Raw genomic sequence first — 19,796 nt, forward strand, 5'->3', positions numbered from 1 at the left:
TTTAAGCGAGAAAAATTGCTTGTAACTCATCAATAATCATGGAGATTACTTTGTTTGTAAGGAAGGCGAACAGTCGCCAAAATTGAATATTGAGGTAAATCATGCAAGTTTCTGTTGAGACGACTCAAGGCCTTGAGCGCCGTCTGACCATCACCGTTCCTGCAGAGAACGTTGAGACCGAAGTAAAAAAACGCTTACAACAACTGTCAAAAACGCAGCGTATAGATGGTTTCCGTGCTGGTAAAGTTCCAGTTTCAGTAATCAACAAGCGTTTTGGACCTGCAGTTCGTCAAGAAGTTGCTGGCGAAGTAATGCAACGTAATTTTTACGAAGCTGTTGTTTCAGAAAAAATTAACCCAGCAGGCGCACCAACATTTGCTCCTAAAGCACTTGAAGCTGGTAAAGATTTAGAGTTTTCGGCTACATTTGAAGTATACCCTGAAGTTGAAGTTCAAGGTTTAGATAAAATTACAGTTGAAAAACCAGCAGTTACAGTAACTGACGAAGATTTAGCTAACATGCTAGAAACACTTCGTAAGCAACATGCAGCTTGGGCTGATGTTGACACTGCAGCTGGCGAAAATGACCGTGTTACGGTTGATTTCGTAGGTACTATCGACGGTGAAGTATTTGAAGGCGGCAAAGCTGAAGACTTCCCATTAGAACTTGGCCAAGGTCGTATGATCCCAGGTTTTGAAGATAATATCGTTGGTAAAAAAGCAGGCGAAGAAGTAGTTGCTGATGTAACGTTCCCTGATGATTACCATGCTGAAAACTTAAAAGGTAAATCTGCTCAATTCACTATCACAGTGAAAAAAGTTGAAGCACAAGAGTTACCTGAATTAAGCGAAGAATTTGCAACTAAATTCGGTGTTAACGAAGGCGGTGTTGAAGCGCTTAAAGTTGAAATTAAAAAGAACATGACTCGTGAGCTAGACCAAGCGGTTAAAGCTAACGTTAAAGACCAAGCAATCAAAGGTCTTTTAGCGAACAACGAAATCGAAGTTCCTAAATCACTTGTTGATCAAGAAGTTGATGCATTACGTCAACAGGCTGCTCAACGTTTTGGCGGCGACGCTCAAAACATGCCTGAGCTTCCAGCTGAATTGTTCCATGAACAAGCTGTAACTCGCGTAAAAACTGGCCTTTTATTAGGTGAAGTGATTAAAGCTAACGAGATTAAAATTGATGACGCTAAAGTTGATGCATTAATTGCAAACGTAGCTTCTGCATATGAAGATCCAGCTGAAGTAGTAGAATACTACAGAACAAGTGATCAACTTATGCAACAAATGCGTAATGTAGCGATGGAAGAGCAAGCTGTTGAAGCTATTTTAGCTAAAGCAGTTGTTACTGATGTTGAAAAAGCATTTGATGACATCATGAATCCAAAGCAAGGTGCTTAATAAGTCATTGACTTAAGCTCTCGCTAACGATTAAATGGCTCGTGCTACTCTGTTTATACAGCGTGCCCGGGCCATTTTAGTTTTTGGCTCTAAATTTGCGAAAAACGATAACTATGCTTCCTTATAATAAGGATAAGTATAAGCGCATAAGGAATTAAATAAGTATGAATACTGGTATTACAGATCCCCTAAACGCATTGGTCCCTATGGTTGTAGAACAAACACCTAAAGGCGAACGCTCGTATGATATTTATTCGAGATTATTAAAAGAGCGTATTATCTTTTTAACAGGTCAAGTTGAAGACAACATGGCAAATCTGATTTTAGCGCAAATGCTATTTTTAGAATCAGAAAACCCTGATAAAGATATCTTTTTATATATCAATTCACCAGGCGGCTCAGTGACTGCAGGCATGGCTATTTACGACACAATGAACTTCATCAAACCAGATGTAAGTACAATTTGTGTAGGTCAAGCTGCTAGCATGGGTGCTTTTTTACTTACCGCTGGTGCAAAAGGTAAGCGTTTTTGTTTACCTAATTCTCGCGTGATGATTCACCAACCATTAGGTGGCTTCCAAGGTCAAGCGTCTGACTTTGAAATACACGCTAGAGAAATACTGTCTATTAAAGACAAACTAAATCGCTTAATGGCTGATCATACAGGTCAACCTTTAGATGTGATTTCAAAAGATACTGACCGTGATAACTTTATGAGTGCCACGCAAGCTGTAGATTACGGCATTGTAGATTCAGTATTTACAAATCGCGATAAAAAGTAAGCGTTTGGTAAATAGGTAATCTGTTTACCACTTTGAGTTACTATGCGAAAAAATTAAATTTTGGTATAGTTAAAACGTATTGAAATAGCTGCCAATTAGTTTGGCAGCCAACGTATAAAATGAGGTAGCTGAATGTCTGACACTCCTACAGACGGCGACAAAAGTAGTAAATTGTTATACTGTTCTTTTTGTGGAAAAAGCCAGCATGAAGTGCGTAAATTAATTGCGGGCCCTTCAGTATACGTTTGTGATGAATGTGTAGAGCTGTGTAACGATATAATCAGGGAAGAAATAAAAGACATTGCTCCTAAGCATGATACGTCTGATAAACTACCTGTACCTAAAGAGATTCGTAAACACTTAGACGATTACGTTATTGGTCAAGACCATGCTAAAAAAGTATTGTCTGTAGCGGTATATAACCATTACAAACGCCTGCGCAATCAATCGACTAAGCAAGATATTGAACTTAGTAAAAGTAATATACTATTAATCGGTCCAACAGGTAGTGGTAAAACATTACTTGCTGAAACGTTAGCACGCCTACTAGACGTACCGTTTACAATGGCTGATGCAACTACATTGACTGAAGCCGGTTATGTGGGTGAAGATGTTGAAAACATCATTCAAAAACTTTTACAAAAATGTGATTATGATGTAGAAAAAGCCCAACGTGGTATTGTTTACATTGATGAAATTGATAAAATTTCTCGCAAATCAGATAACCCGTCAATTACGCGTGATGTATCAGGTGAAGGTGTGCAGCAAGCACTGCTTAAACTGATTGAAGGTACTGTTGCATCAGTTCCACCTCAAGGTGGTCGTAAGCATCCACAACAAGAGTTTTTACAAGTAGATACGTCTAAAATCTTGTTTATTTGTGGTGGTGCATTTTCGGGCTTAGATAAAGTTATTGAGCAACGTAGCCATAAAAATACCGGTATTGGTTTTGGCGTTAGCGTAAAAGAGTCTGCGGCGAGCCGTTCTTTAAGTGATACATTTAAAGACGTAGAGCCAGAAGATTTAGTTAAATACGGCTTAATTCCTGAGTTTATTGGTCGTTTACCAGTGGTTGCAACATTAACTGAACTTGATGAAGCTGCATTGATACAAATATTAAGCGAACCTAAAAACGCGATTACTAAGCAGTTTTCTGTTTTGTTTGGTATGGAAGATGTTGAACTTGAGTTCCGCGAAGATGCTTTAGCTGCCATTGCCCACAAAGCAATGGAGCGTAAAACAGGTGCACGTGGTCTTCGTTCAATCGTTGAAGGTGTATTGCTTGATACTATGTACGAGCTTCCTTCAATGGATGATGTAAGCAAAGTGGTTATTGATGAAACCGTTATTAAAGGTGAATCAGACCCAATCTTGATTTATGAAAATAATAAACAAGAAAAAGCAGCATCAGAGTAGTTTTTAAGCTATTTGAATGAAAAAAGGAGCCTTAGGCTCCTTTTTTTATAATTAATTTAATCGACTAGAGAAAAATTGTTGAACTTTAATTAGGTTATCCCCATATACTTGAGTAATCTTTAATATAAATAAAGTGCGAAGAGAAAATATAATGACGCTTGAGAGAACCGACCGAGTCGAAATCCCAGTCCTTGCACTGCGCGATGTAGTGGTATATCCACACATGGTGATCCCGCTTTTTGTAGGCCGTGAAAAATCAATAAAATGCCTAGAAGCGGCAATGGACAAAGACAAACAAATTTTCTTGGTTGCACAAAAAGATGCAACTGTAGATGAACCTGAGCAAGATGATATTTATCGTATTGGTACTATTGCCACAGTACTTCAGTTACTAAAACTACCTGACGGCACTGTAAAAGTGTTAGTGGAAGGTACACAACGTGCGAAAATTGAAGAATTTGTCGATAACGATGACTTTTTTGTTGCTACCGCGCAATTTATTGAATCTGATTTAATAGACGAGCAAGAGCAAGATGTTTTCATTCGCAGTGCAATTAGCCAATTTGAAGGTTATGTAAAGCTAAATAAAAAAATCCCACCTGAAGTATTAACATCAGTGTCGGGTATTGATGAGCCTGCGCGCCTTGCCGATACAATGGCCGCTCATATGCCATTAAAAGTACCTGAAAAACAAAAAGTACTAGAAATATCAAGCGTTACAGAGCGCCTTGAATATTTGATGGCATTGATGGAAGGCGAAATAGATTTATTGCAAGTTGAGAAAAAAATTCGTACCCGTGTTAAAAAGCAGATGGAAAAATCTCAGCGCGAGTATTACCTCAATGAGCAAATGAAAGCTATCCAAAAAGAACTTGGTGAGCTTGATGATGTGCCTGACGAATTTGAAGCACTTAAAAAGCGCATTGAAGAATCAGGTATGCCAACTGAAGCGCAAGAAAAAGCGACCACAGAACTTAATAAACTTAAAATGATGTCGCCTATGTCGGCTGAAGCCACTGTAGTGCGTTCATATATTGATACGTTAATTAATGTACCGTGGAAAAAGCGCTCTAAAGTGAAAAAAGACTTAGCGGGCGCTCAAAAAATTCTTGATAGTGATCACTACGGTCTAGAAAAAGTTAAAGAACGTATTTTAGAGTACTTAGCAGTACAACAGCGTACAAATAAGCTTAAAGGTCCAATATTGTGCCTTGTAGGACCTCCTGGTGTGGGTAAAACGTCATTAGGTCAGTCTATTGCACGTTCTACTGGGCGTAAGTACATCCGTATGGCGCTTGGTGGTGTACGTGATGAAGCTGAAATTCGTGGTCATCGTCGAACTTATATTGGCTCAATGCCAGGTAAATTAATTCAAAACATGACTAAAGTGGGCGTTAAAAACCCATTGTTCTTGTTAGACGAAATCGACAAAATGTCTGCAGATATGCGTGGCGATCCAGCATCTGCATTACTTGAGGTATTAGACCCTGAGCAAAATAGTCATTTTGCTGATCATTACTTAGAAGTAGATTACGATTTATCAGATGTTATGTTTGTTGCAACATCGAACAGCTTTAATATTCCAGGTCCGCTATTAGACCGTATGGAAGTTATTCGTTTATCGGGTTACACCGAAGACGAAAAGCTAAATATTGCAAAAGAGCATTTAATTACTAAGCAAGTTAAGCGTAATGGCTTAAAAGAGCATGAAATTGAGATTGCTGACAGTGCAATCATTGGCATTATTCGTTACTACACGCGAGAAGCGGGTGTTCGTAACTTAGAACGCGAAATTTCTAAGCTGTGTCGTAAAGCGGTTAAAAATATCTTAATCGAAAAAGACACAACTACCGTCACTATTGATCAAGACAACCTTGAAGAGTTTTTAGGTGTGCAACGTTTTGACTATGGTAAAGCTGAAGATGGTGACCGCATAGGCCAAGTTACCGGTCTTGCATGGACAGAGGTTGGTGGTGACTTATTAACTATTGAGTGCGCAGCAGTACCAGGTAAAGGTAAGCTTACTTATACCGGCTCACTTGGTGATGTAATGCAAGAGTCGATTCAAGCTGCAATGACCGTTGTACGTAATCGAGCTGAAGCATTTCGTATTAACAGCGACTTTTATGAAAAGCGTGATATTCATGTACACGTACCTGAAGGCGCTACGCCTAAAGATGGTCCAAGTGCAGGCGCAGCAATGGTAACCGGTTTAGTGTCGAGCTTAACAGGTAATCCTGTACGCGCTGATGTAGCGATGACTGGTGAAATTACATTACGTGGTGAAGTACTTCCTATTGGTGGCTTAAAAGAGAAGTTATTAGCGGCGCATCGTGGCGGTATTAAAACAGTAATTATTCCAAAAATTAACGAACGTGACTTAAAAGAGATCCCAGAAAACGTACTGGCAGGCTTAGATATTCACCCTGTTACTTGGATTGACGAAGTTTTAAAACTAGCTTTAGTGCACCCAGTTGAGACTTTTTCAGTCGAAACACCAAAAAAGCAGTAAAAAACCTAAAAAAAGTGCTTTTTAGGGCTTTTCAAATCTAAACGGTATGATAAGTTAAGCACTGGTTTTCAAGCCTAGCCCTTATAGGGCCTAGGCTTAAGAAAAATATAATCATGTGAGCATAATTAGTTTGCTCTAAAATTTTCAAAAAAGTGATGTTAGTTTAAAAAACCATCGCTCTTGATAATAACAATGAAAGAGGATGATATTGTGAATAAATCTCAATTAATCGATCAAATCGCAGCTGATGCTGACATTTCTAAAGCGGCTGCAGGTCGTGCACTTGATTCATTCATCGAATCTGTATCTGGCGCGCTAAAAGATGGCGATTCAGTTGCACTTGTAGGTTTTGGTACTTTCTCAGTACGTGAACGTGCTGCACGAGCAGGCCGTAACCCACAAACTGGTGAAACTATTCAAATTGCTGCTGCTAACATTCCTGCTTTCAAAGCCGGTAAAGCGCTTAAAGACGCAGTAAACTAATCACTGTTTTAAACACATTAGTTATGGCGAATGTACAAGTACTTAATAATCGCAGATGATGAATTAAGTAACTTTACCGCCAGTTACTTCAAGTGAAAAAGCGTATCTGGTAAGATACGCTTTTTTTACATGTGACAAGGCAAAAAACCTTGATCGAAAAGAGATAAACAAATGCTTGAGAAAATCAGAGAAGGTTCGCAAGGACCTATAGCCAAAATAATTTTAGGCGCGGTGATTTTATCTTTTGCCTTAGCAGGGATCGGTAGTTACTTAGGTCAAACCACAGAACAACCCGTTGCTGAAGTAAATGGAATTAAAATTAGCCAAACCGATTTTAACCGTGCTTACCAAAACGAACGTAGTCGTTTAGAGCAACAATTTGGTGAGTACTTTACACAAATTGCAGCAGATCCAAATTACATGGCACAAATTCGCCAAGGTGTAGTTGACCGCTTAGTACAACAAGAATTGCAATCACAACTAGCGGCTGATTTAGGTCTTCGCGTTAGCGACGCAAGTGTACGTAAAACAATTTTAGAACTACCATATTTTCAAGTAGGTGAGCAGTTTAATAACGACCGTTACCTACAAGTTATTCGTCAAATGAATTTCCAACCAGATGCATTTCGTGAATACCTACGTAAAGATATGACACGTAGTCAGCTTGTATCTGCTGTTGCCGGTACTGAGTTTGCACTAGATAGCGAACTTAAAAGCGCAATTGCTCTACAGCAACAAACACGTAGTATTGATTACTTAGTTGTAAATAAAGAAGCATTAGCTACCACAGTAGAAGTATCTGATGAAGAAGTGTCTGATTACTATGAGCTAAATGCATCACAGTTTTTATCGCCTGAGCTTATTTCAGTAAATTATATTGAGCTTAAAGCCGATGATATAACGGTAGAATCAGTAACTGAAGACGACGTTAAAGCGTATTACGAGCAAAATAAAGCACAGTATATTGAGCCAGAAAAACGTCGCGTTTCGCATATCTTAATTGATAACAGTGAAGATGATGATGTTGCCAAAGAAAAAGCGGATGCGTTATTAGCACAATTAAAACAAGGTGCAGATTTTGCTGAGCTAGCAGAAACATCATCTGATGATGTTGTTAGTGGCGAAATTGGTGGCGACCTTGAATGGATTGAGCGTGATGTAATGGATCCTGCTTTTGAAGATGCGACATTCGCACTTGAAAACAAAGGTGATATTTCAGACGTTGTTGCTTCAGAGTTTGGTTACCACATAATTAAATTAACTGATATTCAACCTGAGCAAGTTAAATCGTTCGACAGCGTAAAAGCTGACTTACGTGCAGAGCTTGAGCAAGCTGAGAAAGTAGATGCGTTTTACGAAAAGCAAAGTGAAATGGGTGCATTAGCATTTGAAATTTCAGACCGCTTAGACGATGCAGCTGAAGTTGCAGACGTTGAAGTTAAATCAACAGCGCTTTTATCTCTTAATGAATTACCAGAGCCGTTAAACACTCCATCAGTTATTGCTGCATTATCTTCAGTTGATTTACTTGAAGATAAAGTAAATTCTGAGATTATTGAGCTTGGGAATGAGCATGCGATTGTGGTTCGTGTAAATGAGCACAAGCCTGCTGCAACTAAGCCATTGAGTGAAGTGAGTGAAGAAATAAAAGCACGCTTAGTTAACGAAAAGTCATCAGAGCTTGCTAAAGAAAAAGCACGCACCTTATTTGCAGAAGTACAATCGGGTAAGAGCTTAAACGACGTTGCTAGCGAGCAAAACTTAACAGTTCGCCAAGAAGCTAAGTTAACGCGTCAAAGCTATACTGTTTCGCCAGCTATTGCGACTCAGGCATTTAAAATGGCTCACCCAGCAGGTGCCCCTGTAGTTGAACTTGTTTATTTAAATAATGGCGATGCAGCAATTGTTGCGCTTAAGTCGGTTACAAATGCACAAGTTGCAGCTAACATTGACCCACAAGCAAAACAAAGCATTACTATGGCGCAAGCTAATAAAAACTATATGGTATTTATTGAAGCGTTAAAGGCGAAAGCTAAACTTAATTTACCAACGACTACACAACCAGTTGAGTAATTAATTTTAGTTCATAAAGAAAGGCGCTTTAAAAGCGCCTTTTTTATTGTCTTGAATAAAGTTTATATTAGCTAGGTCTGGCAATAAACTCGATACGATTACCGCTAGGCTCTCTAATCATCATATGTTGCGTTGGACCTTTACCTAGGTTTTCTGGTGCAAATTCTATAATAATATTATTTTGCATTTTTAAGTGTTTGTGAAGCTCGCTTAACTTTTCAATACTCTCAACACTGAGTGCTAAGTGGTGTAAGCCCACATTTTCTGCGCGATTAAACTCCACACGTTTTTCATCATTTTTAACGCGCCATAATGTAATGGTTATTTTATTGTTTGATAAAAAATAAGCAGGGTAGGTTGGGTCACTTCCTAGCGTTTTAAAACCAAGTACATCAGCAAAAAATGTTTTAGAAGCATCAAGGTTTGATACTGTTAACCCTAGATGATCAACTCCACCAACCCAGTTTTGATCTTTAGGGGTTACATCGGCAATAACCGTTGTTGATAAAAGTAATAGCGATGAAATACCGGTGAGTAATGTTTTTTTAAGCATAGGTCCTCTTTATAATTTAGGTGTTATACCAATTACATTAAATTATTGATTATGTTTTTAATAAAATTGGTATTAAATGCAATACATTTAATAAAGACCTTTATAAACGAGGTTACATTGCACACAAGTTGAGGTTTGCTGGTAAGAAAGCTGTTATTAACAGCTAAGTAAACGTTGGGTAACTTTAGATTGTGGGTTTTGAAATACAGATTCAGTGGGGCCGTATTCAACTACCTCACCTTTATCGAGCACAATAACTTGGTCGCTAATATGGCGCACTAAACTTAAATGATGAGTGATCATCACATAAGTCAGCCCAGTGTCTCGTTGAAGCTTTAGTAATAAATTAACAATTTGCGCACGTATAGAGGGGTCTAATGACGAAACAGCTTCGTCGAGCACCACAACCTTCGGATCTAAAATTAATGCACGAGCGAGCGCTACACGCTGTAATTGCCCTACACTAAACATATGTGGATAGTAATGTTGGTGATCTATTAATAGACCCACTTTAGATAACGTTGTATTAATTTTTTCTATACGTTCTAGTTTTTCAAAATCAGTATTATATAAAAGACAATCGTCGAGCATATCGCCAATAGTTAATCCTGGATTTAGCGACGCACCTGAGTCTTGAAAAATCATACGGATATGACGACATTGATTGTCGCGAACACCATTATTTTCGATAATATTATTTTCGAGTAAAATTTGCCCGCTATCAGCACTATCAGCACCAGAGAGTAATTTTGCTAAGGTGCTTTTTCCTGAACCCGTTTCGCCAATAACTGCAATGCTTTCACCTTTACCAACCGAAAATGAAATATTTTTTAATACTTCAAATTTTTTACGGCTAAAAAGCCCCGCTCGCACATTAAACGTTTTTGACAGAGCTTGTACTTTTAATAAAGGCTGCATTATCTCATATCCTTAATTAGCGGAAAGTGACACGCATAACTGTGTCCGTTGTGCTTTGTAAACTTAGGAGTTACTACACATGCTTTTTGCGCTTGTGGGCAACGTGGTCCTAATCGGCAACCAATAGGTAAATGCTGTAGTGTAGGAATAGTGCCTTTAAGCGCATAAAAAGGTTCTTTATGCGCTAAACCTTGCTCATAGTCTGGCAAGCTTTTTAATAATGCTTGTGTATAAGGATGGCGCGGCTGGCTAAATATTTTGTGCGTAGGTCCAGCTTCGACCATTTGTCCGCAATATAAAACATGAATTCCATGCGACCAATGTGCAATTTCTTCGAGTTCATGAGAAATCATTAAAATTGACATGTTTTTTAATTGATTCAGACTTTTTAATAATCTAAAAACTTGTGCTTTAGTTGTGCTCTCAAGTGCTGTAGTAGGTTCGTCGGCAATTAATAACTTAGGAGTACGTGCAATAGCCATTGCAATCATGACTTTTTGGCACACACCTTCAGAGAGTTCATGCGGGTAACTGCTCAGTACGGCTTCGTGGTTTTTAATCCCCACTTTATGTATGAGTGCCTTAACGCGATCTTTTCGTTCGCGGTTACGCTTTAAGAAAAACCCTTTACTTGCAATTTCAGGCAGCGTTTCGGCTATTTGGTCAAATATTTTAGCAGTAGGGTCAAGGCATCGGCTTGGATCTTGATAGATCATTGCTATGTCTTGGCTTACTGTTTTACGGCGTTGCTCGGGTGTTAAACGCATTAAATCAACACCGCGCCAGTGAATTCTGTCGGCGGTAATATCCCAGCGTTCGTTAAGAACACCTACAATTGCTTTTGCTATTAGGCTCTTTCCTGAACCTGACTCGCCTACAAGTGCGTGTACTTCGCCTTCTTTTAAGCTAAAACTCACTCGGTCTACGGCTCTAATTACCGTTTCAGAGGTGCGCAGCTCAATAGTTAGGTTTCGAACATCTAGTAATTGCATTTAATCAGCCTTACGTTCTTTTAACACTTGTCGCAGCCCGTCGCCCACTAAGTTGGTTGAAAGCACTGCTAAAAATAATAGTACACCGGGTAGTGCAACAGTCCAAGGCGCTAAATAAATGAGACCAAGGTTTTCAGCTAAAATTGCTCCCCATTCTGTAGTCGGTGGTTGAGCGCCTAATTTTAAAAAGCCTAATGCCGAAATATCTAAAATTGCAGTAGAAAGCGCCATCGTAAATATAACCACAATATGCTCGTAAATATTAGGGAATATGCCGCGCGATATTATATGCCAATTAGACGCTCCATCGAGCTTAAATGCAGTTATATAATCTTTATTTAACTCGTCAACAATTAAGCTTTTAATTGAGTGAATAAACTGCGGAAGGAGCGCCAAAATAATAGCCCAAACCGTATTCATTAAACCAGGACCGAGCACCGCAATAATAATAATAGCCAGTAACAAAGAGGGAATAGATAACGTTATATCAAGTAAATGATTTAAAAAACTTGAACGTAGCCCGCGGCTAATACCTGCAAAAGTACCTACTAAAACGCCAATAATAGTGGTGAGCAATGCGGCCACTACCGATAAGCCAAAAGTATATGTAGCACCATTCATTAAACGAGAAAGTACATCTCGACCCAAATCATCGGTGCCTAAAATAAAGCGTACATCGCCCATTTCTCGCCACGAAGGCGGAATTAGTAATGCATCACTGTGCTGCTGATTTACACCATATGGAGCTAAAAAGGGAGCACTTGCAGCAAGTAAGGCAAACGCTAAAAATATCCATAGACCAACTAATGCTGGATGATTATTTTTAAATTTACGCCAAAATCGCGCAAGTGGCGATGTATTCGACTCTTCAGAAAATAAATTAAACTTTGCCATGGGTTTGGTTCCGTGAAATTGGGTCGAATAGAGTATAAGTAAGCTCAGTTATGATGGTGGCTAAAATAACAAAGAGCGAAACCGCCATTAATCCGCCTTGAATCGCGGGGAAATCGCGTTGATAAATACTGTCAATTAACCAGCGACCAATACCTGGCCACGAAAAAATAACTTCGGTTATCATAGCAAGTGTTATGAGCGTACTAAATTGCAAACCAATTTGTTTAATTACCGGCAGTAAAGCATTTCGCAGCGCGTGGTGCATTATTAGCTGTCTGCGATTAAGACCTTTTGCTCTAGCTGTTTTTATAAAGTTTTGATCCATTACTTTAAGCATTGATTCACGCGTAAAGCGAATTAATACTGTGGTTGGATACATAGCAAGCACAATGGTGGGCAGAGTTAAATGGCGCAATGCATCTAAAAAAGCAAAACCCTGATAGGGGAAATTGGCTAAGGCAATATCAATTAAAATAAAACCAGTAGCAGATGGAATCTCGTAAAGTAATCCCATTCTTCCTGACATAGGAAACCAACCTAATTTTAACGAAAACACCATAATAAGTAATAGCGCTAACCAAAAAACGGGCATTGAATAACCAACAATAGCAGTCGAGTTAATTAGTTTGTCGGGCCAACGTTTATAATAAACAGAAGCTAAAATACCAACAGGTACACCTACCACAACCGATACAAAAAGTGCATAAATACTGAGCTCTAATGTAGCAGGTAATAAATCAACAATATGAGAAAATACGTTTTGCCCTGATGCAAAAGAAACGCCCCAATCACCTTGAAAAATACGTCCTAAAAAGGCGATATATTGCATAAAGTAATTACTATTATATAAGTACTTATCTTCGAGTTCGCTGTGCTGGGTAAAGTTACTACTTGGTATGCCGCTTAAATTACTGAGTGGATCACCTGGGAATAAATAGGCAAGTGAAAAAGTAAAGATACTCAGCAGTAGTATCATAAAAAAAAATAAACCAAGGCGACGAAAAATATAATCTAAGATCATTACTTCTTCCTCGCATTAGCTAGTGAAATAGCACCAAATGGTCCAAGTGTTATGCCTTCTACATCAGAACTGCTTGCCTGAAAACGCAAACCATGAGCAATAGGTAATAATGGCAGCTTATCAATAATAAGACTTTGCGCCTGCTCGTAGTATTTTTTACGCATATTTAAATCTGTCGTATCGAGGGCTTGGGTAAGGAGTAAATCAAATTCAGGGTCGCACCAGTTTGCTGGGTTTTTTCCGCTAAAGGTTGCTGAGCAACTAAGCAGTGGGCTAAAAAAGTTATCAGGATCTGGTGTATCAGCAGCCCAACCAAGTAATACGCTGTCGTGGCGATGCTCACCAATACGTTGAATAAACGTATTCCACTCGTATTCTACAATACTTACGTTAACACCCACTTTGCGTAAATCACTTTGCATTAGCTCAGCCATTTTTCGAGCATTGGGATTATAAATACGGCTTACTGGCATTGCCCAAATATTCATGTCAAAGCCATTTGGTAACCCAGCTTCTATTAATAGTTTTTTGGCAAGCTCAGGGTCAAAGGTTGGAATGTTTTCTTGTGGTTCAAAAGCCCACGATGTTGGTGGTAAAATTGATTGTGCACGCGTACCGTTACCGTAATACACCGCTTGCATTATTTTATCTATATCTATGGCATGCGCGAGTGCTTGGCGTACTCTGAGGTCGTCAAATGGAGCTCGCTCTGTATTAAATGCCCAATAGCCAACATTTAAATTTGTTTCTTTTTCGATATTTATATCATCACGCTGAGCCAAAATACTCAATTGCGCGCTGCTAGGATGGGCTGTTACATCGCATTCTTTAGTCAGCATTTTAGCAATACGAGCAGTGCCATTAGGCGTTATATCGTAAACGAGTTGCTCAAGTGCTACATCGTGCTTCCAGTACAGCGGATTTCTGTAAAAGCGTACTAAGTGGTCGCGGCGATATTCTTTATAAATATATGGTCCTGTGCCAACAGGGTACTGATCAAATAGGTTAGTTTGGTCGTTCTCTTTTAGCTTTGTTGCGTATTCTTCTGAAAGCACAACCGCAAAGTCAGTTGCCATGTTGGCTAAAAAACTGCTTTCTGCGCTAAATAATTCAAAGCGTACTTGATAGTCAGACACGCGAACAATTTTTCGGATTAGCTGATCAATTCCCACACTTTGAAAATAAGGATAATTTGCATCACCTACAAAGTGATAAGGATTATACACATCGAATAGTCGGCTAAACGTAAAAATAACGTCATCGGCGTTAAAGTCACGCGAAGGAGTAAAATAAGCTGTTGTATGAAATTTAACACCTTTACGCAGGGTAAAGGTTACCGATTTACCATCTTTACTGATTTTCCAATCGGTAGCTAATTCACTTTGAAATTCAGCCGTAACGGGGTCAATACTAATTAGTCGGTCGTATAATTGGTTGGCAATAATATCGATAGTCGAACCCGTGGTTGTTACTTGCGGATTAAACGACACAGGGTTAGCTTCAGCGCAATAAACTAAGCCTTGATTTTTTTCTTCTATGATTTCTTCTTTGCTATCTATACAGCCAACTAAAGTGGCTGCTAGCAAAGAAAGTAATAATTTATGCACCCGCATAACCTCTAACTATTGTTGATCCAACAAATTGTATTTTTTTAGATAACCACGTAATTGATGATACGTTAAACCAAGTACTTCTGCAGTTTTCTTTTGATTAAATTGGCTATGTTCGAGTGCTTTATTAATCATGTTTATTTCAAAGTCGTTTGAGCGTTCTTTTAAGCTGCATGGAAATTGAATATTAGCAGCAAGCTCAATGTTTTGTTGTACAACAGGAGTCGCTGTAATTACAGGCTCTGGTGCAATTATTGGTGAAGCTGCAACGGCTTTTACACGTGGCTTTGGTCTAAATGGGCTATCGAATGGGTCTAAAATAATCTGGTGAACGGGAATATGTTCACTGCCGTGACGATATAAGCTACGTTCAACTACGTTTTTAAGTTCTCGTATATTACCAGGCCAATTGTAACTAAGGAGTGTTTCGGTAGCACTTCGAGTAAAACCACTAAATAATTCCCACTCTAAATCACGTGCCATATTCATCGCAAATTGCTCAGCAAGCAGCATAATATCGTCTTGGCGCTCTCGCAGTGGCGGAAGGGTAATTACATCAAATGCTAAACGGTCGAGTAAATCACTTCTAAACTCGCCTTGCTCAGCTAAATAGGGTAAGTCTTCGTTTGTAGCACACACTAAACGAGTATCTACTTTTACTGTTTGTTTGCCGCCAACACGTTCAAATTCGCCGTATTCTATAACGCGCAGCAGTTTTTCTTGTACCATTGGTGATGTGTTAGCCAGCTCATCTAAAAATAAAGTACCGCTATTAGCGCGCTCAAAACGACCTTCATGGCGTTTACTTGCACCTGTAAAAGCACCACTTTCATGACCAAATAATTCACTTTCGAGTAGGTTTTCGTTAAGCGCTGCACAGTTAAGCTTTACGTAGTTTTGCTCCCAACGTTTGGATAAAAAGTGTAAGCGTGCTGCTATTAATTCTTTACCTGTGCCGCGTTCACCAATAATAAGTACCGGTTTATCTAAATTAGCGAGTTGCGATACCTGATCTAATACAGACAAAAAGCTATCTGATTGGCCGAGTAAATTATCTTGCTGGCGATATTGGCTCATATTTCCTAACTCTTGGTCATTTTTACTAACAGTTAGTGTATTTCATAATCATAGATAACTAAAGTAATTTGTCTATATAGTTTAACGTAATGAAAATAAAGTGTATTTTAACTTTTGAAAAGTTGGCAAGCATATTGATACTAGTTAGAGCAGACTAACTAAGTTTAAATTACAGAGGTAAATGTTATGGGAATTTTTTCACGTTTTGCAGATATTGTTAATTCTAATATCAACGCCATTTTAGATAAAGCAGAAGACCCAGAAAAAATGGTTCGTCTGATAATTCAAGAAATGGAAGATACGCTTGTTGAGGTACGTTCTACGTCAGCTAAAACATTGGCAGAGAAAAAAGAAATTGTACGCCGTGTAGAAACACTTAAAGCACAGGTAAGTGATTGGCAAGATAAAGCCGAACTGGCTTTAAGTAAAGACCGCGACGATTTAGCGCGCTCAGCGCTACTTGAAAAGCAAAAGTCGGCAGATGCAGTAGCCGCAGTACAAAGTGAGCTTGAAAATGTAGATTCTCATATTGAAAAGCTACAACAAGAAGTTACAACACTTCAAGATAAGTTAGCTGATGCTAAATCACGTCAAAAAGCGATTATACTGCGTCAACGTTCGGCTGAGTCGCGCCTTGAAGTGAAAAAAGCGCTTGATAGCTCAAAGGTAGAAGATGCTCTTAATCGTTTTGAACGCTACGAAACTAAAATTGATGGACTAGAATCTCAAATTGAGTCTTACGATTTAGGTAAACAAACGTTAGCAGACGAAATTGCTGATTTACAAAAAAATGAAAAGATAGATGATGAACTAGCCAAACTTAAAAAGAAGCTGGCTAATAAATAATTACATATAAAAATATATGGGGCCCCATGTGCCCCAGCTTAAAAACATCAAAACGGATTGTCAGGAGAGGATTATGTTTGACCCAGAGATACTAGTTGCACCATTTATCTTGTTTATGATTTTTGTTGCCCCACTGTGGTTAATTTTACACTACCGTAGCAAAAAACAAGTAAGCCAAGGGTTAAGTGAACACGAACATCGCCAGTTACTTGAACTTGCACACAAAGCTGAAAAAATGGCTGATAGGGTAGAAACGTTAGAAGCATTGCTTGATCAAGAGTCACCACAATGGAGACGCAAAGTATGAGTACCAAACGCGAATTATTAAGAGACCCACAGCGTGGTAAAATTGCCGGCGTATGTGCGGGATTAAGTGACTACTTTAATATGGAGTTATGGTTAGTTCGCATTATATTTGTTAGTGCGGTACTGCTAACAGGTGGTCCATTATTTGTGGTAGCGTATATTGTAGCGTGGTTTATTTTAGATAAAAAAGAACCTGCTACAGCGAATACAAATTCAACTAAACATGACGATCCGTTAGAAGTAAAATTTAAAGTCTGGCAAAAAGGCGAGCCACCACGCCGCGCATTGCAAGATTTAAAAGAGCGCTTAACGCGTGTAGATGTTCGCTTACAAGATATGGAACGCCATGTTACTTCGAGCGAATTTACGGTAAGCCGTGAAATTAATAAACTTTAAAGGATTTATAAGCACCTTGTTTGTAGCGTGATAAATTACGGCAGATAGGGTGCAAGACACTTTATGAGCCAATCATTTGCAAAAAAGACCTTTAAAAGCATTAAAGGCAAAGCACAAAAAGCCCTTCATCGCAGTTTAGACCAACATGTAAAACTGGCCGTAACAGGCTTAAGTGGTAGCGGTAAAACAGCGTTTATTACTGCGCTTGTTAAGCACCTAACAACCCAAGCTGATGATAAAAACTTACCTTTTTTTGATGTAATGCGTGAGCATCGCCACATTGCCACAAAAGTAGTGCCGCAAGAGGCGCTAAAAGTACCTACGTTTGATTACCCTCGAGCACTCAATGCTTTATTACCAAGCGATGGCGAACCGAGTTGGCCTGCATCAACTGAGCGAATTAATACATTACGCTTGGCAATTAAATATCAAAGTAACGCAGGGCTGCGCGGGCACTTTTCACCGCAATCAACGCTTTATTTAGATATTATTGATTACCCCGGTGAGTGGCTGCTTGATTTACCTATGCTTGAGCAAAGTTACGAGCAGTGGTGCGCCCAACAATATCCATTATTAACACAAGCGTCGCGTGTAAATACATCGAGTGATTTTTTAGCTGCCGTTGAGCAACTCGATTTAAATGCACCTGTAGATGAAAGTGCACTTGCCCATATTGCACAGCTTTATCAAAGTATGTTGGTAGGGCTTAAAAAAGACACCAAATTAGCCATGTTACAACCTGGTCGCATGTTAATGCCTGGCGACTTACAAGGTGCGCCGTTGTTATTGTTTTTTCCGGTATCGGGGGATCATATAAATAACGACGTTGTATCGGGCTCAAACTTAGCGCATTTAATAAAGCGTTTTGATGCCTATATAAAAGAAGTCGTAAAACCATTTTATAATGAGCACTTTAAGCATTTCGATCGCCAAATAGTACTTGTAGATGTACTTAGCGCATTAAACGAAGGGCATGAAACCCTGCAAGAGCAAAGCAGTGTAATAAATCAGTTACTCGCTCATTTTAGTTATGGAGAGTCGGGCTTTTTTAAACGCTTGTTTAAACCCAATATTGATAAAATATTATTTGCGGCTAACAAATCAGACCATATAAGTGCTAAACACCATAAAGACTTAGCGTTACTGCTCGATTCACTCGTGCATGAGCAAAGTAATCATTTAAAGTTTGATGGTGTAAAAATAGAAACCATGGCTATGTCGTCAATCGCAGCGACACAATCGCGCCAAATTACCGACAAAGGTCAAACGCTTGACTGTATTTACGGAAAGCCTTTAAACGAACTTGAATGGCTTACTTATTTACCGCCACAGCCACCAGCGAGAATGCTCAATAAAAGTGAGTGGCCTGCACAGGGGTTTGAGTTTTTATCGTTCTCCCCTATGGCAAATCCTGATAAACAACTAAAACATATTCGATTAGACCATGTAATGCAGTACCTGCTAGGAGACAAATTAACATGAGTGAGTTAAACCAACAATTTCAAGCAGGGCGTCGAATTAACGCACAAAGTATTGAACAAGATGAGCCTGTTTTATCAAGTGCAAAAGTTATTCAGCACGGGCAAAGTGATTACGAAGACCTTGAAAATGAAGCACTTGAGCCAGAAATTGATTTAGAGCCTGTCTATAAAAAATCAAAATGGCAAACGCTTAAAGGTATTTTTGCTATTAGTTTTTTTATACTGGTACTTTTAGAATTTGCGTTTTCGTTAGTGTTCGCTTTTGAGCAATCAGTTATTTTAGGGAGTGTTTATTTAACCGCCGTTGTAAGCGGTGTATTACTAATAGGGCGCTTGTTATGGCGAGAGTATCGAATGCTGCGCAGTTTAAAGCGTAATCAGTTACATAGAGTTGAAGCTGATAGACTTTTAAATAGTGAGCAAGTAGGTGGTGCATTACCTTGGTTAGAGAAGCTGAATAAACACCAAGAACTTGATAACTTTGAAACCTTTAAAAGCCAAGTCGCTACGCATCACAGCGACAAAGAAATAATGACGCTATACGCCAATAGTTTATTAATAACGCAAGACACTAAAGCTAAAAAGCTAATTAATCGCTTTGCAACTGAGTCTGCGTTGCTGGTGGCACTTAGTCCACTTGCACTGGTCGATATGATGGCTGTGCTGTGGCGCGGTACAAAACTTATTGAGCAAATAGGTAAAATTTATGGCATTGGTTTTGGTTATGCGAGCCGTATAAAGCTGTACCGCATGCTTATAAAACAAGTAATGTTTGTAGGCAGTGCAGAGTTAGTGTCGGATTTAGCTGCCACAGCGCTCAGTGCAGAATTACTTGGTAAACTGTCGGGTCGCGCGGCTCAAGGTATAAGTGCAGGTATTTTTACCGCGCGAATTGGCTATAAAGCAATGGAGCTTAGCCGACCATTACCAAGGCTTGAAAATAAGCGCAGTTTATTAAAAGAGACGGTACAAAGCATTGCGAGTAAAATTATTAGTCGTAAAAAGCCAGCAACGCCAGAGTAAGTATTTT

At 39.0% G+C, this 19,796-nt stretch carries 18 protein-coding genes; 11 read left to right on the forward strand and 7 right to left on the reverse strand.

Features of this window, described 5'->3' with window-relative positions; genetic code table 11:
- Nucleotides 1–101 precede the first annotated feature (101 nt).
- The 6 genes from tig to I6F65_RS01000 all read left to right on the forward strand — a co-directional run bounded on the left by tig (nucleotide 102) and on the right by I6F65_RS01000 (nucleotide 8,672).
- Complete coding sequence (gene tig / locus I6F65_RS00975; RefSeq protein WP_024612306.1) at nucleotides 102–1,406, forward strand: trigger factor; 1,305 nt, start codon at nucleotides 102–104, stop codon at nucleotides 1,404–1,406.
- A gap of 164 nt (nucleotides 1,407–1,570) precedes the next feature.
- Nucleotides 1,571–2,188, forward strand: coding sequence for an ATP-dependent Clp endopeptidase proteolytic subunit ClpP (gene clpP / locus I6F65_RS00980; protein WP_024612307.1), 618 nt, complete (start codon nucleotides 1,571–1,573; stop codon nucleotides 2,186–2,188).
- A 132-nt stretch (nucleotides 2,189–2,320) separates the two neighbouring features.
- Nucleotides 2,321–3,604, forward strand: coding sequence for an ATP-dependent protease ATP-binding subunit ClpX (gene clpX, locus I6F65_RS00985; protein WP_024612308.1), 1,284 nt, complete (start codon nucleotides 2,321–2,323; stop codon nucleotides 3,602–3,604).
- A 151-nt stretch (nucleotides 3,605–3,755) separates the two neighbouring features.
- Nucleotides 3,756–6,116 carry an endopeptidase La gene (gene lon / locus I6F65_RS00990; protein WP_024612309.1) on the forward strand — a complete coding sequence of 787 codons (2,361 nt, stop codon included), beginning with the start codon at nucleotides 3,756–3,758 and terminating at the stop codon, nucleotides 6,114–6,116.
- Between the two features lie 192 nt (nucleotides 6,117–6,308).
- Nucleotides 6,309–6,599, forward strand: coding sequence for an HU family DNA-binding protein (locus I6F65_RS00995; RefSeq protein WP_157849304.1), 291 nt, complete (start codon nucleotides 6,309–6,311; stop codon nucleotides 6,597–6,599).
- 171 nt (nucleotides 6,600–6,770) lie between these two features.
- Nucleotides 6,771–8,672, forward strand: coding sequence for a SurA N-terminal domain-containing protein (locus I6F65_RS01000; RefSeq protein ID WP_197111086.1), 1,902 nt, complete (start codon nucleotides 6,771–6,773; stop codon nucleotides 8,670–8,672).
- 67 nt (nucleotides 8,673–8,739) lie between these two features.
- Here I6F65_RS01000 and I6F65_RS01005 read toward each other — a convergent pair whose 3' ends face one another.
- From I6F65_RS01005 to pspF, 7 genes are all read right to left on the reverse strand, one after another.
- Nucleotides 8,740–9,225: a VOC family protein gene (locus tag I6F65_RS01005; protein ID WP_166109011.1), complete on the reverse strand. Its 486-nt coding sequence runs from the start codon at nucleotides 9,223–9,225 to the stop codon at nucleotides 8,740–8,742.
- A 156-nt stretch (nucleotides 9,226–9,381) separates the two neighbouring features.
- Nucleotides 9,382–10,143, reverse strand: a complete 762-nt coding sequence (locus I6F65_RS01010; protein WP_024612312.1) for an ABC transporter ATP-binding protein — start codon at nucleotides 10,141–10,143, stop codon at nucleotides 9,382–9,384.
- Nucleotides 10,143–11,135 (reverse strand): oligopeptide/dipeptide ABC transporter ATP-binding protein, encoded by a 993-nt coding sequence (locus I6F65_RS01015; protein ID WP_024612313.1) that lies wholly within the window; start codon nucleotides 11,133–11,135, stop codon nucleotides 10,143–10,145. Before I6F65_RS01015 ends, I6F65_RS01010 begins: the two co-directional genes overlap by 1 nt.
- A complete protein-coding gene (locus tag I6F65_RS01020; RefSeq protein ID WP_024612314.1) occupies nucleotides 11,136–12,029 on the reverse strand; it encodes an ABC transporter permease subunit in 894 nt (297 codons plus the stop codon).
- Entirely contained in the window at nucleotides 12,016–13,050 is a 1,035-nt protein-coding gene (locus tag I6F65_RS01025) for an ABC transporter permease subunit (protein WP_024612315.1), read from the reverse strand. The genes I6F65_RS01020 and I6F65_RS01025 overlap by 14 nt, the downstream gene beginning before the upstream one ends.
- Nucleotides 13,050–14,657 (reverse strand): ABC transporter substrate-binding protein, encoded by a 1,608-nt coding sequence (locus I6F65_RS01030; RefSeq protein ID WP_166109013.1) that lies wholly within the window; start codon nucleotides 14,655–14,657, stop codon nucleotides 13,050–13,052. The genes I6F65_RS01025 and I6F65_RS01030 overlap by 1 nt, the downstream gene beginning before the upstream one ends.
- A 15-nt stretch (nucleotides 14,658–14,672) precedes the next feature.
- Nucleotides 14,673–15,737 (reverse strand): phage shock protein operon transcriptional activator, encoded by a 1,065-nt coding sequence (pspF, locus tag I6F65_RS01035; RefSeq protein ID WP_024612317.1) that lies wholly within the window; start codon nucleotides 15,735–15,737, stop codon nucleotides 14,673–14,675.
- Between the two features lie 186 nt (nucleotides 15,738–15,923).
- Between pspF and pspA the strand changes: the two genes are divergently transcribed.
- The 5 genes from pspA (at nucleotide 15,924) to I6F65_RS01060 (ending at nucleotide 19,789) form a co-directional block, all read left to right on the forward strand.
- Nucleotides 15,924–16,583: a phage shock protein PspA gene (gene pspA, locus I6F65_RS01040; protein ID WP_024612318.1), complete on the forward strand. Its 660-nt coding sequence runs from the start codon at nucleotides 15,924–15,926 to the stop codon at nucleotides 16,581–16,583.
- 73 nt (nucleotides 16,584–16,656) lie between these two features.
- Nucleotides 16,657–16,890, forward strand: a complete 234-nt coding sequence (pspB, locus tag I6F65_RS01045) for an envelope stress response membrane protein PspB (RefSeq protein ID WP_024612319.1) — start codon at nucleotides 16,657–16,659, stop codon at nucleotides 16,888–16,890.
- Nucleotides 16,887–17,285 (forward strand): envelope stress response membrane protein PspC, encoded by a 399-nt coding sequence (gene pspC / locus I6F65_RS01050; RefSeq protein WP_024612320.1) that lies wholly within the window; start codon nucleotides 16,887–16,889, stop codon nucleotides 17,283–17,285. Before pspB ends, pspC begins: the two co-directional genes overlap by 4 nt.
- Before the next feature lie 63 nt (nucleotides 17,286–17,348).
- Nucleotides 17,349–18,767 (forward strand): YcjX family protein, encoded by a 1,419-nt coding sequence (locus tag I6F65_RS01055; protein WP_197111088.1) that lies wholly within the window; start codon nucleotides 17,349–17,351, stop codon nucleotides 18,765–18,767.
- Nucleotides 18,764–19,789 (forward strand): TIGR01620 family protein, encoded by a 1,026-nt coding sequence (locus I6F65_RS01060; protein WP_197111090.1) that lies wholly within the window; start codon nucleotides 18,764–18,766, stop codon nucleotides 19,787–19,789. Before I6F65_RS01055 ends, I6F65_RS01060 begins: the two co-directional genes overlap by 4 nt.
- The last annotated feature ends 7 nt before the right edge of the window (nucleotides 19,790–19,796 follow it).

This window comes from Pseudoalteromonas sp. SWXJZ94C (assembly GCF_015864385.1).
GTDB lineage: Bacteria > Pseudomonadota > Gammaproteobacteria > Enterobacterales > Alteromonadaceae > Pseudoalteromonas.

What these genes read in the sequence shown, in the direction of transcription:
- I6F65_RS01010 (WP_024612312.1), bottom strand. Translation starts at nt 10,143, where the DNA reads ATGCAGCCTTTATTAAAAGTACAAGCTCTGTCAAAAACGTTTAATGTG.
- clpP (WP_024612307.1), top strand. Translation starts at nt 1,571, where the DNA reads ATGAATACTGGTATTACAGATCCCCTAAACGCATTGGTCCCTATGGTT.
- I6F65_RS00995 (WP_157849304.1), top strand. Translation starts at nt 6,309, where the DNA reads ATGAAAGAGGATGATATTGTGAATAAATCTCAATTAATCGATCAAATC.
- clpX (WP_024612308.1), top strand. Translation starts at nt 2,321, where the DNA reads ATGTCTGACACTCCTACAGACGGCGACAAAAGTAGTAAATTGTTATAC.
- tig (WP_024612306.1), top strand. Translation starts at nt 102, where the DNA reads ATGCAAGTTTCTGTTGAGACGACTCAAGGCCTTGAGCGCCGTCTGACC.
- pspC (WP_024612320.1), top strand. Translation starts at nt 16,887, where the DNA reads ATGAGTACCAAACGCGAATTATTAAGAGACCCACAGCGTGGTAAAATT.
- lon (WP_024612309.1), top strand. Translation starts at nt 3,756, where the DNA reads ATGACGCTTGAGAGAACCGACCGAGTCGAAATCCCAGTCCTTGCACTG.
- pspF (WP_024612317.1), bottom strand. Translation starts at nt 15,737, where the DNA reads ATGAGCCAATATCGCCAGCAAGATAATTTACTCGGCCAATCAGATAGC.
- pspB (WP_024612319.1), top strand. Translation starts at nt 16,657, where the DNA reads ATGTTTGACCCAGAGATACTAGTTGCACCATTTATCTTGTTTATGATT.
- I6F65_RS01020 (WP_024612314.1), bottom strand. Translation starts at nt 12,029, where the DNA reads ATGGCAAAGTTTAATTTATTTTCTGAAGAGTCGAATACATCGCCACTT.
- I6F65_RS01060 (WP_197111090.1), top strand. Translation starts at nt 18,764, where the DNA reads ATGAGTGAGTTAAACCAACAATTTCAAGCAGGGCGTCGAATTAACGCA.
- pspA (WP_024612318.1), top strand. Translation starts at nt 15,924, where the DNA reads ATGGGAATTTTTTCACGTTTTGCAGATATTGTTAATTCTAATATCAAC.
- I6F65_RS01055 (WP_197111088.1), top strand. Translation starts at nt 17,349, where the DNA reads ATGAGCCAATCATTTGCAAAAAAGACCTTTAAAAGCATTAAAGGCAAA.
- I6F65_RS01005 (WP_166109011.1), bottom strand. Translation starts at nt 9,225, where the DNA reads ATGCTTAAAAAAACATTACTCACCGGTATTTCATCGCTATTACTTTTA.
- I6F65_RS01025 (WP_024612315.1), bottom strand. Translation starts at nt 13,050, where the DNA reads ATGATCTTAGATTATATTTTTCGTCGCCTTGGTTTATTTTTTTTTATG.
- I6F65_RS01000 (WP_197111086.1), top strand. Translation starts at nt 6,771, where the DNA reads ATGCTTGAGAAAATCAGAGAAGGTTCGCAAGGACCTATAGCCAAAATA.
- I6F65_RS01015 (WP_024612313.1), bottom strand. Translation starts at nt 11,135, where the DNA reads ATGCAATTACTAGATGTTCGAAACCTAACTATTGAGCTGCGCACCTCT.